Source organism: Agilicoccus flavus (assembly GCF_014857905.1).
GTDB lineage: Bacteria > Actinomycetota > Actinomycetes > Actinomycetales > Dermatophilaceae > Agilicoccus > Agilicoccus flavus.
In genome coordinates, this window is the sequence record NZ_JACYXE010000001.1 from 480,590 (window position 1) to 495,645 (window position 15,056).

17 protein-coding genes, 3 pseudogenes and 2 other annotated features are annotated in these 15,056 nt (G+C 70.3%); of the genes and pseudogenes, 9 read left to right on the forward strand and 11 right to left on the reverse strand.

The window, feature by feature from the left end:
* The first annotated feature begins 35 nt into the window (after positions 1 to 35).
* The 7 genes and pseudogenes from ICW24_RS02155 to ICW24_RS02185 form a co-directional block, all read left to right on the forward strand.
* The gene (locus tag ICW24_RS02155; protein ID WP_226344061.1) at positions 36 to 1,022 is read left to right on the forward strand and encodes an IS481 family transposase; all 987 of its coding nucleotides are present in this window, start codon (positions 36 to 38) and stop codon (positions 1,020 to 1,022) included.
* A 296-nt stretch (positions 1,023 to 1,318) separates the two neighbouring features.
* Positions 1,319 to 1,609, forward strand: coding sequence for a hypothetical protein (locus tag ICW24_RS02160; RefSeq protein WP_226344062.1), 291 nt, complete (start codon positions 1,319 to 1,321; stop codon positions 1,607 to 1,609).
* 120 nt (positions 1,610 to 1,729) lie between these two features.
* Positions 1,730 to 2,314, forward strand: coding sequence for a putative immunity protein (locus tag ICW24_RS02165; protein WP_226344063.1), 585 nt, complete (start codon positions 1,730 to 1,732; stop codon positions 2,312 to 2,314).
* Complete coding sequence (locus tag ICW24_RS02170) at positions 2,311 to 2,886, forward strand: putative immunity protein (protein ID WP_226344064.1); 576 nt, start codon at positions 2,311 to 2,313, stop codon at positions 2,884 to 2,886. The genes ICW24_RS02165 and ICW24_RS02170 overlap by 4 nt, the downstream gene beginning before the upstream one ends.
* A gap of 210 nt (positions 2,887 to 3,096) precedes the next feature.
* Complete coding sequence (locus ICW24_RS02175) at positions 3,097 to 3,417, forward strand: transposase (RefSeq protein WP_226344065.1); 321 nt, start codon at positions 3,097 to 3,099, stop codon at positions 3,415 to 3,417.
* Positions 3,381 to 3,512: a sequence feature (AL1L pseudoknot), on the forward strand. It overlaps the preceding gene by 37 nt.
* Positions 3,498 to 3,896 carry an IS3 family transposase gene (locus ICW24_RS02180; protein ID WP_226344334.1) on the forward strand — a complete coding sequence of 133 codons (399 nt, stop codon included), beginning with the start codon at positions 3,498 to 3,500 and terminating at the stop codon, positions 3,894 to 3,896. (Overlaps the previous feature by 15 nt.)
* A 106-nt stretch (positions 3,897 to 4,002) precedes the next feature.
* A pseudogene (locus ICW24_RS02185) lies at positions 4,003 to 5,523 on the forward strand (IS1634 family transposase); the annotation flags it as partial.
* A gap of 29 nt (positions 5,524 to 5,552) precedes the next feature.
* Here ICW24_RS02185 and ICW24_RS02190 read toward each other — a convergent pair.
* A protein-coding gene (locus tag ICW24_RS02190) for an IS3 family transposase (RefSeq protein WP_372360462.1) occupies positions 5,553 to 6,850 on the reverse strand; the annotation gives its coding sequence in 2 pieces (ribosomal slippage) (positions 5,553 to 6,571 and positions 6,571 to 6,850; 1,299 coding nt in all).
* Positions 6,423 to 6,572: a sequence feature (AL1L pseudoknot), on the reverse strand. (Overlaps the previous gene by 150 nt.)
* A 190-nt stretch (positions 6,851 to 7,040) precedes the next feature.
* Here ICW24_RS02190 and ICW24_RS02195 point away from each other — a divergent pair.
* Positions 7,041 to 7,619 (forward strand): annotated as a pseudogene (locus ICW24_RS02195) (IS3 family transposase); the annotation flags it as partial.
* A 158-nt stretch (positions 7,620 to 7,777) separates the two neighbouring features.
* On the opposite strand, the gene ICW24_RS02200 reads toward ICW24_RS02195, so the two are convergent.
* The 3 genes from ICW24_RS02200 to ICW24_RS02210 form a co-directional block, all read right to left on the reverse strand.
* Entirely contained in the window at positions 7,778 to 8,071 is a 294-nt protein-coding gene (locus ICW24_RS02200; protein ID WP_226344067.1) for a transposase, read from the reverse strand.
* Between the two features lie 290 nt (positions 8,072 to 8,361).
* Positions 8,362 to 8,829, reverse strand: coding sequence for a carboxymuconolactone decarboxylase family protein (locus tag ICW24_RS02205; RefSeq protein ID WP_226344068.1), 468 nt, complete (start codon positions 8,827 to 8,829; stop codon positions 8,362 to 8,364).
* Between the two features lie 63 nt (positions 8,830 to 8,892).
* A complete protein-coding gene (locus ICW24_RS02210) occupies positions 8,893 to 9,777 on the reverse strand; it encodes a sigma-70 family RNA polymerase sigma factor (protein ID WP_226344069.1) in 885 nt (294 codons plus the stop codon).
* A gap of 215 nt (positions 9,778 to 9,992) precedes the next feature.
* On the opposite strand from ICW24_RS02210, the gene ICW24_RS02215 reads away from it, so the two are divergent.
* Positions 9,993 to 10,631 carry a formylglycine-generating enzyme family protein gene (locus tag ICW24_RS02215; RefSeq protein ID WP_226344070.1) on the forward strand — a complete coding sequence of 213 codons (639 nt, stop codon included), beginning with the start codon at positions 9,993 to 9,995 and terminating at the stop codon, positions 10,629 to 10,631.
* Between the two features lie 76 nt (positions 10,632 to 10,707).
* On the opposite strand, the gene ICW24_RS02220 is transcribed toward ICW24_RS02215, so the two are convergent.
* The 7 genes and pseudogenes from ICW24_RS02220 to ICW24_RS19855 form a co-directional block, all read right to left on the reverse strand.
* A complete protein-coding gene (locus ICW24_RS02220) occupies positions 10,708 to 11,154 on the reverse strand; it encodes a hypothetical protein (protein WP_226344071.1) in 447 nt (148 codons plus the stop codon).
* Positions 11,155 to 11,263: 109 nt separating this feature from the next.
* Positions 11,264 to 12,247, reverse strand: coding sequence for an RNA polymerase subunit sigma-70 (locus ICW24_RS02225; RefSeq protein ID WP_226344072.1), 984 nt, complete (start codon positions 12,245 to 12,247; stop codon positions 11,264 to 11,266).
* 125 nt (positions 12,248 to 12,372) lie between these two features.
* Positions 12,373 to 12,801 carry a TA system VapC family ribonuclease toxin gene (locus ICW24_RS02230; RefSeq protein ID WP_226344073.1) on the reverse strand — a complete coding sequence of 143 codons (429 nt, stop codon included), beginning with the start codon at positions 12,799 to 12,801 and terminating at the stop codon, positions 12,373 to 12,375.
* Positions 12,798 to 13,028 carry a ribbon-helix-helix domain-containing protein gene (locus ICW24_RS02235; protein ID WP_226344074.1) on the reverse strand — a complete coding sequence of 77 codons (231 nt, stop codon included), beginning with the start codon at positions 13,026 to 13,028 and terminating at the stop codon, positions 12,798 to 12,800. Before ICW24_RS02235 ends, ICW24_RS02230 begins: the two co-directional genes overlap by 4 nt.
* Before the next feature lie 62 nt (positions 13,029 to 13,090).
* Positions 13,091 to 13,735: a response regulator gene (locus ICW24_RS02240; RefSeq protein WP_226344335.1), complete on the reverse strand. Its 645-nt coding sequence runs from the start codon at positions 13,733 to 13,735 to the stop codon at positions 13,091 to 13,093.
* Positions 13,723 to 14,310, reverse strand: coding sequence for a sensor histidine kinase (locus tag ICW24_RS02245; RefSeq protein ID WP_226344075.1), 588 nt, complete (start codon positions 14,308 to 14,310; stop codon positions 13,723 to 13,725). The genes ICW24_RS02240 and ICW24_RS02245 overlap by 13 nt, the downstream gene beginning before the upstream one ends.
* 76 nt (positions 14,311 to 14,386) lie before the next feature.
* Positions 14,387 to 15,019 (reverse strand): annotated as a pseudogene (locus ICW24_RS19855) (sensor domain-containing protein); the annotation flags it as partial.
* Between the last annotated feature and the right edge of the window lie 37 nt (positions 15,020 to 15,056).

Sequence of the window (15,056 nt, forward strand, 5' to 3'; positions counted from 1 at the left end):
GCCGGATGGGCCCCTCGCTGTACGCAAGGACACGAATGTCGCATCGAAATGCCGCTCTGACCCCACGCCACCGCTTGAAGGTCGCCCGCTTGGTCGTCGACTTCGGGTGCCCGATCAGCGAGGTCGCCGCCCGGTTCCAGGTCTCCTGGCCGACGGTGAAGCGCTGGGTCGACCGCTACCTGGCCGGCGAGTCGATGCAGGACCGCTCCTCGCGCCCGAGGACGTCCCCGAACAAGACCCCGAAGCAGGTGACGAAGCGGTGTGTGAGTCTGAGAATGCGGTTGCGGGAGGGTCCTGTTCAGCTCGCTGCCCGACTCGACATCGCCCCTTCGACGGTGCATCGCATCCTGTCGACGGCGCGCCTGAACCGGCTGTCGTACGTCGACCGGGCCACGGGTGAACCCGTCCGCCGGTACGAGCACTCCCACCCCGGGTCGCTGGTGCACGTGGACGTGAAGAAGCTCGGGAACATCCCCGACGGCGGCGGCTGGCGCTACGTCGGCCGGCTCCAAGGCGAACGGAATCGGGCCGCGACCCCCGGGAAGCCGAAGAACAAGTGGCACAACCCCAGGCTCGGCTACGCCTACGTCCACACCGTCATCGACGACCACTCCCGCGTCGCATACACCGAGGTCCACGACGACGAGACCGCCGTCACCGCAGTCGCCGTCCTGCACCGAGCCGTCGAATGGTTCGCCGACCGCGGCGTCACGATCGAGCGGGTGTTGTCGGACAACGGCGGCGCGTACCGGTCGCACCTGTGGCGCGACACCTGCGAAGCCCTATCGATCACCCCGAAGCGGACGCGACCGTACCGGCCGCAGACCAATGGGAAGGTCGAGCGCTTCCACCGGACCATGGCTGACGGGTGGGCCTACGCCCGCTGCTACACCAGCGAGCAAGAACGCCGAGACGCCCTTCCCGGATGGCTGCACCGGTACAACCATCACCGTCCCCACAGCGCGTGCGGGAACAAGCCACCATTCTCACGGTTGATCAACGTCCCCGGTCAGTACACCTAGGCCCGGTCCGACGGCCCCGGCCAGCGGGGTCAAGGAACGTTGACGTCCGGTCTTCGGCAGAGGAGAGTAGATCGTGGAGATCGTCTGGAGCGCGTTCAACCATGAGGAGTCCCGCGCTGACATCGAACACGCTCTGGCCTATCCGATCGGAGCGTGGACATCAAGAGTCTCCGGATGTACTTCGGCCCGACTCGGGACGGTCTGCGAATCCTGGAGGTGGGCGTCAACGATCGAGGCGAGGCCGTCCATGCGATGATCGCGCGGAAGCCACTACTGGACAAGCTGAGAAGGATTTCATGACAGATCACACCCCCGACATCGGACGGATGAGCAACGAGGAGTTGGCCGACTGGCTGGCTACCGACGAGGCAGTCGACCACCTGCTGGCGAAGGCCACGGTGCTGGATGGGGATGTCCTGACCGGGATCCGCCAGGCCCACCTGGCCCGTGACCGGGCTGAGAAGGAATTGATCGAGAGTGTTGCCGTGGCTCGTCGGAATCACCTGTCGTGGCAGGCTATCGGTGAGCAGCTCGGGACCTCGAAACAGCAGGCCCAGCAGTACTTCGGCCGTCGCATCGACGCCTGATCACCCGGCCGCAGGCACGGAGCGAGAAGCCCGTCGTGAGCATCGGCCACAAGGGGCACCCCAAACCAGCGGAGCTCGGGCGCCGGACCGACGCCACGCTGACGCCATGAGGAGCAAGCCGTGAGTGCCACGCCACGCGACCGCGCCGGCACTCCGGCGCGCGCCGCCGACGTCTCGCTCACCCTGGCGGAGCTGCGCGAGGTCACCACGTTCGCGGCGTCGGCCGCGGCGCGGGTGTTGCCGTTCTTCGAGGCGGATCGGCCCGACGACCCGCGCCCCCGCGAGGCGCTCGACGCGGCCTGGGCCTTCGCCCGGGGCGGGCCTCGCTCCCGGCCCCAGCGCGTGACCGGGCCCGGCGCGCACCGCGCCGCCAAGGAGTGCGTCTCACCGCCGGCGTTCCACGCGGCCATGGCGGCCGGCGACGCCGCCGCCTCGGCCTTTCTGCATCCCCTCGCCGACCGGGCGCAGGTGGGGCACATCCTGCGCGCGCCGGTGCACGCGATCCTCGCCGTGCAGCGAAGCGACGACGCCGCGGGGACGTTCGAGCCCCTGACGGTCGAGACCGTCGCCCGCACCGCCACACCGCTGCTCGTCGAGATCCTGCGCCGCTACCCCGCGACCGCGCCGGGCGCCCGGCCGGTCACCCGGCTCGTGCACGAGCTGGACGTGGCGCTGCGCGGCGCCGTCGGGGGTGAGGCGCGGTGATCCTCCCCCGCGTCCGCGACCCCCGCATGGTCACGGTCCGTCGCGGCGGCACCCTGACCGACGAGCACCACCGGCTGCTCGCGCTGTGGGCGGCGACCTGCGCCAAGCACGTCCTGCGCCACGTCGAGACGGAGTGCCCCGACGACCCTCGGCCACGGGAGGCGATCGAGGCGGCCCGCGCCTGGGCGCGCGGCGAGCTGCCCATGATGCGGGCCCGCGCCCTCGGGGGGCACGCGATGGGGGCCGCCCGCCCCCTCGCCGGCGCCGCCCGCTTCGCGGCCTACGCCGCGGGCCAGGCGGCCTGCGTGGGCCACGTCGCGGAGCACGACCTCGGCGCGGCGGCCTACGCGATCAAGGCCGTACGCGCGGCGGAGTCGCACGACCCGGACGCGGCCCGCGCCGAGCGGGACTGGCAGCGCGACCAGCTTCCACCGGCCGTTCGAGAGCTCGTCCTGGCCGACCAGGCCCGCCGCGACGACATCTGCTGGTGGGTCTTCTCTGAGCCCGGCGGACGTCGAACGACGGCGGGAGAACGGGGGCCGCACGGTCGGTCGTGGGGCACGGGACCGTGACCGACGGCCGAGCGGGCTGATCGACATCGGGAGGAGGTGGTCGGCGATCCGCGTCGGACCTGCATCCGGCGTGGGAGATCTTCGACGAGCCGCAGCGGACGGCCTTCCGAGACGCGGCGGTGGGGCTGGACGCGGCGTGGCCCTGCGCTGCCGCTCGTTGGATCGCCCCGGGAGGCGTGGAGGGCTTGATGTCCCTTGGAGGATGGAGTCATGCCTGCACCGAAGAAGTATCCCGAGGAGTTGCGTGAGCGTGCGATCCGGCTGGTTCGAGATCGCATCGCCACTGAGCCGGGCCTGCCGGTCTCCAGGGCGTGTCGCCTGGTCGGTGAGCAGCTGGGCGTCAACGGCGACTCGCTGCGGAACTGGGTCAAACGCGAGCGTGTCGATGCCGGAGAGGTCCCAGGCGTGACCAGCTCGGACGCAGCCCGGATTGCTGAATTGGAAAAGGAGAATCGTGAGCTTCGCCGGGCGAACACGATTCTGCGGCAAGCGAGTGCGTATTTCGCGCAGGCGGAGCTCGACCGCCGCTGAGCGATATCGATGGGTTCATCGACGCGCACCGGCAGGAGCGCGGGGTCGAGCCGATCTGTACCGAACTCTCCGAGTCCGGCATCAAGGTCGCCCCGAGCGCATACTACGCGCGCAAGAAGCGCCCGCCATCGGCTCGTTCTCTCAACGATGCACGCCTCGATGAGCGCTTGCAGGCTCTGCATGCGGATAATCTTGGCGTGTACGGCGCACGCAAATCATGGAAGGCCTATAACCGGGCCTGGCCCCAGGAGCCGGTCGCCAGATGCACCATCGAGCGGCGGATGCGGGTCCTGGGCCTGGCCGGCGTCCCGAACGCCCGCACGGTCAGGACCACCAGGCCTGCGCCGGCGCACGCCACCCCAGGCGACCGGTTGGAGCGCGACTTCACCGCCCCGGCCCCGGATCGACGCTGGGTCGCCGACATCACCTACGTGTCGACGTGGACCGGCTTCGTGTACGTCGCGTTCGTCATGGCCTGACTTGGGTCACTCGTGTCACGTCCCGTGGTCCGCGGGTTGCTGAGCTGCGGTGATGGGTGGTCGGAGTGTGTGGTTGAGGCACTAAGACTGTGGCTAGGATCGGTCGATGGCGTGGGTCCGGCGGGTGCGTACGGCGTCGGGTGCTACGGCGGTGCAGATCGCTGAGTCCGTGGGCGGTCAGCGCAGGATCGTGCGGCACGTCGGCTCGGCGCGCGACGAGGCCGAACTGGGTGTGTTGATCGCTGAGGCCCACCGTCTGCTGGCCGACGACACGCAGCGCGAACTCGATCTGGGGCTGACCCCGTCGGTGCCGAAAGCGGTGTTGGTCCCCGCGCCCGCCGAGGCGTTGATCCCTGACGAGCCGGCGGGTCGGCAGTTGGTGCGTCGCCCGCGCGTGCTGAAGACCAGCTCGGGGTTGCTGTACGAGACCCTGGCGCAGGTGTATGGCGTCCTCGGGTTCGATGCCGTGGGTGATGACGTGTTTCGGGACCTGGTGATCGCGCGGGTCGTGGAGCCGACCAGCCTGCTCGATATCGATCGGGTCCTCGCCGGGATGGGTCGAGTGTCGGCGTCGCACTCGACCCGTAAGCGGACCTTGCGGCGCGCTCACGCGGGCGGCTACCGCGACACCATCGCGGCCGCGTGCTTCACCCACGCCGCCACCCACGGGGACGTCAGTCTGGTCCTGTACGACGTGACCACGCTCTACTTCGAGGCAGAAAAGGAAGACGAGCTCCGCAAGGTCGGCTACAGCAAGGAACGACGGGTCGACCCGCAGATCGTGGTCGGGCTACTGGTGGACCGACACGGATTCCCCCTCGAGATCGGCTGCTTCGAGGGCAACAAGGCCGAGACGCTGACGATCGTGCCCCTCGTGAAAGCGTTCCAAGCCCGGCACGCCATCGCCGACATGGTCGTCGTGGCCGACGCCGGGATGCTGTCGTCGTCGAACCTGCGCGAGCTGGACGCGGCCGGTTTGCGGTTCATCGTCGGCTCCCGAGTGACGAAGGCGCCGCAAGACCTGGAGTCTCACTTCCGCTGGCACGGCACCGCATTCAGCGACGGTCAGGTCATCGACACGATCACCCCCCGGGATCATCGCGGCACCGCCGTAAAGGCCAGCGATCCGAGGAAGCGCGCCGAACCCGTCTGGGACCCGGTCACGCACACAAAGTCCTGGCGGGCGGTATGGGCGTACTCGACCAAGAGAGCGGCGCGCGACAACAAGACACTGACTCTGCAGGAGAACAAGGCCCGATCCGTCGTGGCCGGAGAAAAGACCGCTCGAACACCACGGTTCGTCAAGACCCGCAACGGTGCGACCGAGATCGACGAAGCCTCACTCACCCGGGCCCGCGCCCTCGTCGGATTGAAGGGCTACGTCACCAACATCGACGCCACGCTCATGCCCGCAGCCGAAGTGATCGCCAGCTACCACGACCTGTGGCACGTCGAGCAGTCCTTCCGCATGTCCAAAACCGACCTCGCGGCCAGGCCCATCTTCGCCCGCACCCGCGACGCCATCGAGGCCCACCTGACCATCGTGTTCACCGCACTCGCCCTGTCCCGCACCATCCAGAACCGAACCGGCCTGTCCATACGCAGGTTCCTACGCCTACTGGCACCTGAATCGCCCCGGGTTTCGTGGAGGCTCGGTTAGTTGGACCCGCCCTCGGTGAGGACCGGGTTCTCACGGTAGTGCTTCGTGGGCTGGGGTGCCCAGTGGTTGGCCTCGAGCTCGGCGGGCGGAACGAGTCCGATCTCGCCGTGAAGTCGCCTGTGGTTGAACCAGTCGACGTATTCGGCGACGGCGATCTCGACGTCGCCGACGTTCTTCCAGCCGCCCTTCGGTCGCATCACCGGGTTGCGGATGCACTCGGCCTTGAACAGCGAGTTCAGCGCCTCGGCCATGGCGTTGTCGTAGCTGTCGCCCTTCGAGCCCACCGACGCGACGGCCTCTGCCTCGGCGAGCCGCTCGGCGTAGCGAATCGCTCGATACTGAACGCCCCTATCCGAGTGGTGGATCAGACCGGTGACGTCCTGGCCGGTCCGCCGCCTGGACCACAGCCCCATGTCGAGGGCATCGAGTGCGAGGTCGGTGCGCAGCGAAGTGGACACCTGCCAGCCCACGATCATCCGGCTGAAGACGTCCAGGACGAACGCCACGTAGGTCCAGCCCGCGTGGGTGCGGACGTAGGTCAGATCGGCCACCCACAGCTGGTTCGGCGCGGTCGCGACGAACTGTCGCTTGACCTTGTCCTCAGGCCGCTCGGTCTCAGCGCCGTCACCGATCGTGGTCTTGCGAGTCTTCTCCCGCGCGATCCCCCGCAAGCCCTCGGCCCGCATCAGCCGCTCCACGGTGCAGCGGGCCACCGTGACACCCTCACGGTTGAGCTCAGCGTGGATCTTACGGGCGCCGTAGACACCGAGGTTGACCTTGTGCGCGGTCCGGATGTCCTCGACCAGCTCCGCGTCCCGCACCCTGCGTGCCGAGGGCGGCCGCTTCTTGGCGGCGTAGTAAGTGCTTGGGGCGATCTGCACGCCGGCGTTCTTCAGCACGGCACAGATCGGCTCGACCCCGAACCGGTCGCGGTACTCGTCGATGTAGTCGACCAGCACCGCGGTGGGCACCTCTACCTGATCTTGCGGTCGAGCTCCGCCGCTGCGAAAAAAGCCGCGGACGTCTTCAAGATCTCATTGGCACGGCGCAGCTCGCGGACCTCACGCTCGAGCTCGGCCAGTCGCTGCGCGTCGTCGGTCGTCGTACCCGGTCGAACGCCGCCGTCGATCTCGGCCTGGCGTACCCAGGTCCGAAGCGCTTCGGGGTGAACGCCGAGCTGGTCGGCGACCCGCTTGATCGCCCCACGAGCTGACTCGGCGTCCTTCCGAGCGTCCATCGCCATCCGCGTCGCGCGCTGCTGGAGCTCGACGCTGTACTTCCTCGGTGCTGCCATGACTCTCATCATCCTTCCCAGGATTGAGAGCCTCCATCAGACCCGGGGCCATTCAACCGCTGCGGTCCGCGACCATCGAGATCAACGGCCTCATCGCCACGTTCCCACCCGAGATCAACACCGAGGTCGAAGCCATCCTCCACGCCCTGCAACAACCCGATCCAAGGCACTAAACCGTTTGAACCAACTCAGGTTGGAGCGCGACTTCACCGCCCCGGCCCCGGATCGACGCTGGGTCGCCGACATCACCTACGTGTCGACGTGGACCGGCTTCGTGTACGTCGCGTTCGTCATGGACTTGTTTTCCAGGAGAATTGTCGGATGGCGGGTATCGACATCCCTGCGAACCGACCTTGCCCTGGATGCTCTCGAACACGGCCTGTGGAATCGATCCCGAGAGAACCGCGACCTGTCTTAACTCGTTCACCATTCAGACAAGGGCTGTCAATACGTATCCATTCGCTACACCGACCGCCTCGCCGAGGCCGGTATCGAAGCCTCGGTCGGGTCAGTCGGTGATTCCTACGACAACGCTGCCGCCGAAGCCCTCAACAAGCTGTACAAGAAAGAACTCATCTGGCGACGCGGACCCTGGAGTGGCCTGGACGCCGTCGAACTCGCCACTCTTGAGTGGGTCGACTGGTACAACAACACCCGCCTGCACTCCTACTGCGGCGACATCACGCCCACCGAGTCCGAGCACGCCTACTACGCTGAACTGACCACCGCGCCGGCAACAGCCAGCCCGGCAGAACCCGCTCTCCACTGAACCCGGGGCGATCCACTCCTTGAGCTCGGCCGCCGTGGCCGGCGAGGTGAGCCAGCGGTAGCAGGGCTGGCGAGCGATCTTCAGCACCCGACACGTCACCGCAACGGGCACCCGCAACGGGGCGTCCTTGGCGGCCAGCTCGCGGACGAGCGGGTACATCATTTTCCCGGCAGGTTCGCCTGCGAGAGATAGGCGGCCGCGCGGCGCAGGACCTCGTTCTCCTGCTCAAGGAGCCGGACACGCTTACGTAGCTCCCGCTCAGTCGCCGACTGCGTGGCGCTCCTGTCCGGCTTGGTGCCGTCCTCGACGTCAGCGGTCTTCATCCAGTTCGTCAGGCACGACTCGCTGATGCCGAAATCGGCAGCGACCTGCTTCAGGTGGGCACCCGGTTCACGGTTCCTCGCGACACGCACGACGTCGTCGCGGAACTCTCGGGGATAGGGCTTCGGCACGGTCTACATCCTTCCAGCGGCACCTCTCAGCACCACAGATCAGATGTCACCCGTTCGTGCAGCAGTCCCGAACGCGCCACGAGGCCGCTCGCTACGCGCGGGAGCATGACTGGCTCTGACAACCGTCCGACACTCGGTCGGGGCGGCGCACGAGGAGTACGACGAGGCCCATCGGGGCGATCCCGTCGTCGTACCGCATCGGCGCCTGGCGCTGACTTTGCCTCCACGGGCGAGCGCGCCGCACCCCCGGCATCCGGAGGACGTCGGGGGTGGCGGCACGGCAGGCCACATCAGGCGAACTGGCCCACCTCGTAGTGGCCGCCCTGCTGCCGGGTCATGACGTTGAACCGGTTGAAGGTGTTGATGAGGGCGACCTGGGCGACAAGGGCACCCAGCTCGGACTCGTCGAAGTGACGCGCGGCGTCCGACCAGGTCTCGTCGCTGACACCGGTGCTGTCGGCGAGGCGGGTGCCCTCCTCGGTCAGCGCGAGCGCGGCCCGCTCCTGGTCGGTGAAGACGGTCGTCTCGCGCCAGGCCCCCACGAGGGTGGTGCGTAGCGACGTCTCGCCGGCGTGCAGGGCCTCCTTGACGTGCATGTCGAGGCAGGCACCGCAGCCGTTGATCTGGCTGGCGCGGAGGTTGACCAGCTCGGCGATGCGCTCGGGCAGCGCGCCGCTCGCGGCCCGGCCGGCCGAGATGACGTGCGGGAGGATGCGCTTGAGGGTGTCGTGGGCGAACGGGTCGAGTCGGGCTTCCATCACGGTTCTCCTTGGTGTGTGCTGATACCCGTATGACGGGTGCCGCCCGCAGACGTCACACCGTCACCGCGCCGGAGGACGATCCCGCACGCCGGCCGCCAGCACCCGGGCGCGGTCGTTGACCGAGACGATCGCCACGATCCGCCCGTCGACGACGGTGCACCCCATGACGCCGAACGCCCGACCGTCCTTGCTCCGGAACACGACGCCGGGAACCCCGTCGACGATCGCCGGCCGGCCCATCGCCCCGCCGCGGGCACCCCGCTCGGCGACGGTCGCCACCTCCGTCGCGCCGAGGCGCACGCTCGAGCCGCGCGGGGTGTCGATGCGCAGGGTCACGTCGGGGTCGAGGACCGCGAGCAACCCCTCGAAGTCACCCTCCCGCGCCGCCGCGAGGAACGCCGTCACGACGGCCCGCTCGGCCCGGCCGTGGCCCGGCGGCTCCGTCCCCCGGACCTTGCTCCGGGCCCGGCTCGCCAGCATCTTCGTGGCGTCGCTCGACCGGCCGAGGATCTGCCCGATCTCGGCGAACGGCACCGCGAACACGTCGTGCAGCACGAACGCCAGCCGCTCGGCCGGGGTGAGGGTCTGCAGGACGACGAGCATCGCCAGCCCGACGGACTCCGCGAGCACCGCCTCGTCCTCGGGCGCCTGGGCCTCGCCCTCGACCACGACCAGCTCCGGGAGCTCGTCGAACGGCGTCGCGCTCCGGCTCCTGCGGGAGCGCAACACGTCGATGCAGACCCGTCCGACGACCGTCGTTAGCCAGCCCGCGAGGTTGTCGATGCCGTCCGGGTCCTGGCGGGAGAGCCGCAGCCACGCCTCCTGCAGCGCGTCCTGCGCGTCGGCGCGCGACCCGAGCATCCGCACGGCGACACCCTCCAACCGGCCGCGCTGCTCCTCGAAGGCCGCGACGAGGTCGTCGGTGCCTGACGCCGGACTCACCATGGTGGCCACCCTCCTCCGTCGGTCGGTTCTCGTCACGGGGATGACGGATCGGGCGGGCGAAAGGTCACCGGGGCCGCGGACCGTGCTGACGAGGGGTGGTCGCCGGATCGCGCCCCGGCGACAATGACGTGTGCCCGTCGACCTGCTCCGCGTCCCCCCCGGACGGACCGACGGCCGAGACGGTGACGGACCGCCGGACCGGACGATCCTGGACGGTGACGGTCCGGCCCTTCGAGATCGCGCCCACCGTCGTGACCGTCGCGCAGTGGAACGCCGTCCGCGGGGACCCCACGCCGCCGGCCGTCGCGGACCGGCCACGGGTCGAGGTCAGTTGGCGGCAGGCGATCACCTTCTGCAACGACCTCTCCCGCCGGGACGGCCTGACGCCCGTCTACACGATCACCCCCGTGCCGGCGGCGCCCTCGACGACGACGTGGACGCCCCACGACGAGCCCGCGCCCGACGACCGGCACGTCGCCTGGGACGAGACGGCCGACGGGTACCGACTCCCGACCGAGGCGGAGTGGCAGGTCGCGTGCCGCGCCGGGACGACCGGGCCCCGGTACGCCGACCTCGACGCGGCGGGCTGGTACGAGGCGAACTCGGCGGGGGCCCTGCCGCCGGTCGCCCGCAAGACGCCGAACGCGTGGGGCCTGTACGACACTCTCGGCGGGGTATGGGAGTGGTGCTGGGACCTGTACGACGAGGCCGTCTACGGTCCGTATCGCATCATCCGCGGCGGCGGCTGGAACGACCCCCGCTGGAGCTGCCGGGTCGGCGTCCGGCGCAAGACCAACCCGCAGGCCGCCTTCGACGACCTGGGCTTCCGACTGGCCCGGACCCGTCACGCGTGAGTCGCGGTCCGCATACTCGGTCGGCCGGGGTCGAGGCCGGGGCGGGCCACCACATGGCCTCGCCCCGCAGCCGCGCTCAGCACCGGTAGGGCATCGTCCAGCGGAGGGTCAGCACGACGACCGTGGCCGTCACGACGTGCAGGACCATGAGGATCACGACACCCGCGGTCGTCTGCCCCGGCGTCGAGTCGTCGACGAGCAGGGCGAGGTCTGGGGCGAACGAGAGGACGAGGACGGTCGGGACGAGCACCCTGAGCAGGGCACCGGCGCGCGCGGAGTGCGTGACGACCCGGCGCCAGCCCAGGGCGCCGACGACGGCGCCGATCGTGGTCCACAGGACGATGGGCCCGGGGGTGAGCGGGACGAACTCCTCGCCGATGCCGAGCATGGCGCGGGCGAGCGCCGAGATCAGGACGTTCACGACGGCAGCCGCCACGGCGGCGGCGGCGCCGGCCTCGAGCGCCGTGGACAGGGGCACCTCCTCGTGACGCGTGGGGGCGCGGGTGGGTATGGACGCGGTCATCGGAACTCCTTCGGGGCATGGCGACGCGCAAGAGCGGCGGGTGGGACATGCGCGCGTGGGGCGCGCGTGCGACGAGCCGAGGTCGAGACCCCGACGGGTGAGGCCGGGACTATCGGGCGGCGTCGGCCGGGAGCCGTTCCGGGAGTCCCAAGCGGGCGAACCGGTCCGCGTGGAACGTCGTGATCTCGGCGATCGCCCCGTCGGCGACGCCCAGGACGTCGACCGTCAGCGGCAGATAGGCGCTGTCGCTCTCGCGCCACAGGTAGAAGCCGACGGCGGGCTGCCGGTTCGCCGAGGTGGGAACGGCGCGCAGGGGCCCGAGCTCGGCAAACCCGTCCGCGGCCCAGTCCGCCACGACCGCGTCCCGACCGACCACCAGACCCGGCGTGGGCGGCATCGAGCAGCGGACGTCGTCACGCAGCATCGCGGCGAGGGCGTCGATGTCCGTGGCCACGCTGGCCTCGGTGAACCGACGCACCAGCTCACGGGTCCCGGCGTCGTCCTCGACGCCGCTCCAGTCCGCTCGCTCGGCGGGCAGGTGCTCCCGCATACCCGCCCGGGCGCGCTGCAGGGCGCTGTTGACGGAGTGGACGGAGTCCCCGAGGAGCTCACCGACGTCCTTCGCCGGCCACCCCACCACGTCCCGCAGGATGAGCACGGCCCGCGGACGGGGCGCGAGATGCTGCACCGCGACGAGGAACGCCAACTCGATCGTCTCCCGGGCAACGGCCCGTGCCTCCGGCTCGCCCTCATCCCCGGCGGGCACCTCGTCGAGGAGGTGGTCGGGATACGGCTGCAACCAAGGCACCTCGCCGCCGGTCGCGGGCGCCGGCCGGCGCTTCACGAGAAGGTCGAGGCAGGCGTTCGTGGCGATGCGATACAGCCAGGCCCGCACGGTCGATCGAGCGTCGAAGGTCTCCCGTCGGCGCCAGGCGCGCAGATACGTCTCCTGCACGGTGTCCTCGGCGTCCTCGAACGACCCGAGCATCCGGTAGCAGTGCACGTGCAGCTCCCGCCGATGCCGTGCCGCCAGGCCCGAGAAGCTCCGTTCGTCCACCGTGCCCGGCTCCGCCGCCCACGTGTCCGTGCTCATGGCGCCATCCTTCCGTCGCGATCACCTGCTGTCGCTCGTATGACGGATGCGGGCGCGAGAAGTCATCACTGCCGGGCGCTGCGGCTGCGGACGTCCGGTTCCCTGGGCCGGGTCCGACTCACGACTCACACGACGACGAGATGCTCGCGGCTCGCTCCGGCGACGGTGGTGGGGTCGATGTTCGCGTCGAGCGTCACCACAGCGCCGTCGTTCGAGACGGCGAGGGCCAGGAGGTAGGTGTCGGTGATCTGGCGGTGCCCCAGGAGACGGGACGACACGATCGAGGGATCGGTCAGCGACAGCTCGCAGGACCAGAAGGTGTGCCGCGAGTCCGCGGTCGCCTCGCCGAGGAGGCCGATCGCGGCACCGACGGGAAGAGGGCTGGGGTAGCGCGGCTGACTGATGACCCGGACGAACCCGTTCTGCGTGAGCGCACAGGTGGCCCACCCCCCGACCAACCCCTCGTCGGCCCACGCATGTACGCGCTCGTGAGCGGCGTGGTCGGGGTCCATCAGCGCGATGAGGACGTTCACGTCGAGGAGTGCCCGCCTCACACGCCCTCCTCGTCGCGGATGCGGTCGACCAGACCATCCGACACCGGCGTGCCGCGTGCGGGGAGTAGGGGGAATCCGTTGCGGCGCCCGGTCGTGGGACGGGACGTCCTGGTCAGGGCCTGTCGCGCCAGCTCGGACAGCACTTCGCCTGCTGTACGACCCTCGTCGCGTGCTCGCTCTTTGACGACCTCCAGAACGTCGTCGTCGATGCTCATCGTGGTCCGCATGCACGTGATGTTACTGCATCTCATGCACCTGGGTCCCGGTCCCCGACCAAGGCCCATGCGTGTCAGCCCCGCAGGAAGGTCAGGACCGCGGTGACCCGACGGTGCTGGCCGTCGCCCGGGCCGAGCCCGAGCTTGGCGAAGATCCGCTGCGTGTGCTTCTCGACGGCCCCCTCCGTCACGACGAGCCGTGCCGCGATGGCGGCGTTGGTGCAGCCCTGCGCCATCAGGCCCAGCACCTCGCGCTCGCGCGGCGTCAGCTGCTGGAGGGGGCCGGGTCCACCGGGTCGGGCCATGAGCTGCCTCACCACCTGCGGATCGATGACCGTGGAGCCGGCCCGCACCTGGTCGAGGGCCCCGAGGAAGCCATCGATGTCGCTGACCCGGTCCTTGAGCAGGTAACCGACCCCTCCGGTCCCGCTCGCGAGCAGGTCGTCGGCGTAGGACCGCTCGACGTACTGCGACAGGACGAGCACGGCCGCACCGGGCCAGGACCGTCGCACCTCGACCGCCGCGCGCAGCCCTTCGTCGGTGTGGCTCGGCGGCATCCGGACGTCGACGATCCCCAGGTCGGGCCGGTGCTCGTGCATGGCCGCGACCCACGACGGACCGTCGCCGACGGCGGCCACCACCTCGTGGCCGTCGTCGGCGAGCAGGAGCTGCAGACCCTCGCGCAGCAGCACGGAGTCGTCTCCGATCACGACACGCACGGCACCTCCGCCCGGATGACGGTGGGCCCGCCCTGCGGCGAGGTCACCGTCAGGTGGCCCCCGAGACCTGCCAGGCGCCGGTCCAGGCCCGCGAGGCCGGTGCCCTTGCCGAGGTGCGCACCCCCGACGCCGTCGTCCTCGACCTCCGCCACGACCCAGGGGCCGTCCACGTGGACGCGGACGTCGACGCGGCTGGCGCGCGCGTGCTTCGCGGCGTTGGCGAGGGCCTCGGTGACGCAGAAGTAGAGCGCGGTCTCGTAGCCGAGGTTGACCCGCGGCACGTCCACGCTGAGGCGCGTGAGGATGGCGGCGCGGCCGGCGAGCTCGTCCAGGGCGGCGGCGAGACCGCGGTCGAGCAGGACGGGCGGCGCGATGCCCCGGGTGGCGGCCCGCAGGTCGTCGAGGGCGCCGTGCGCCTGATCGGTGGCGGAGGCGAGCAGGCCGCGAGCGGCCTCGGGGTCGCGGTCCCACTGCCGCTCGGCCCGGGCGAGGTCCATCTGCAGCCGGACGAGCCGCTGCTGCGCCGTCGTGGATGTCGCGCTCGAGCCGCTGCAGCGAGCCCAGCTCGGCCTCACGGGTGTCGGCGAGCTGCCGGCGGTGCGCCTCCTCGAGCCGCAGAGTCCGGGTCGGCGCGTCCATCAGCCAGGCGTTGACCCCCGCCTGGGCCACGGCCAGGCCACGCATGACGGGTGGTGCGAGCACCAGGAGCATCAGGGCGAGCGCGACGTTGGACACGGCGTGCGCCGCGAACGTGTCCGGCAGGTGCAGCCAGGTGGCCATGCCCTCGCCCAGCTCGCCGTCGGGCAGGTAGCGCTGCCAGGCGGGATAGGACAGCCCGGCGAGGATCGTCACCCACCAGCAGATCGCGATCGACCAGAAGGCGAGGCCGGGCACCCAGGCGAGGAGCGCGAAGACCGCGTCCCCCCACCGCTGCCGGTCGCGGAACAGCGAGCTCACCTGGCCGACGACGCCCCGACCGGACGGCGGTGGTGCTGCGGGGACGGGGTCGGGCAGGGTCCGTGCGAGCAGTGAGCGTTGGAGCGCCCGTTCAGCGGCCGCCGTGCCGCGGGCCAGCACGAGGCCGGCCATCGCCAGCGGCACCCCGACCCACAGGATGATGGTCGCGCCGCCGACCGTCATCAGGACCACGACGGGGACGAACGCGGTGAGGAAGAGCGGGAACCCGACGAGCACGTACGCGCTGTCGGCGATCACGCGGGACGGAGACCACGACATCGTGGCTGCGGTCGTCTGCCGGCGGGCTGGAGCGGTGTCTGTGGTCATGTCGTCCACGCTACGAACCCCCTGGTCAGAAGCCCAT

Bases quoted from the DNA above. Each gene is read 5' to 3' on its own strand.
- ICW24_RS02225 (WP_226344072.1), bottom strand. From the start codon at position 12,247: ATGAGCACGGACACGTGGGCGGCGGAGCCGGGCACGGTGGACGAACGG.
- ICW24_RS02220 (WP_226344071.1), bottom strand. From the start codon at position 11,154: ATGACCGCGTCCATACCCACCCGCGCCCCCACGCGTCACGAGGAGGTG.
- ICW24_RS02155 (WP_226344061.1), top strand. From the start codon at position 36: ATGTCGCATCGAAATGCCGCTCTGACCCCACGCCACCGCTTGAAGGTC.
- ICW24_RS02205 (WP_226344068.1), bottom strand. From the start codon at position 8,829: ATGGAAGCCCGACTCGACCCGTTCGCCCACGACACCCTCAAGCGCATC.
- ICW24_RS02235 (WP_226344074.1), bottom strand. From the start codon at position 13,028: ATGCGGACCACGATGAGCATCGACGACGACGTTCTGGAGGTCGTCAAA.
- ICW24_RS02210 (WP_226344069.1), bottom strand. From the start codon at position 9,777: ATGGTGAGTCCGGCGTCAGGCACCGACGACCTCGTCGCGGCCTTCGAG.
- ICW24_RS02160 (WP_226344062.1), top strand. From the start codon at position 1,319: ATGACAGATCACACCCCCGACATCGGACGGATGAGCAACGAGGAGTTG.
- ICW24_RS02175 (WP_226344065.1), top strand. From the start codon at position 3,097: ATGCCTGCACCGAAGAAGTATCCCGAGGAGTTGCGTGAGCGTGCGATC.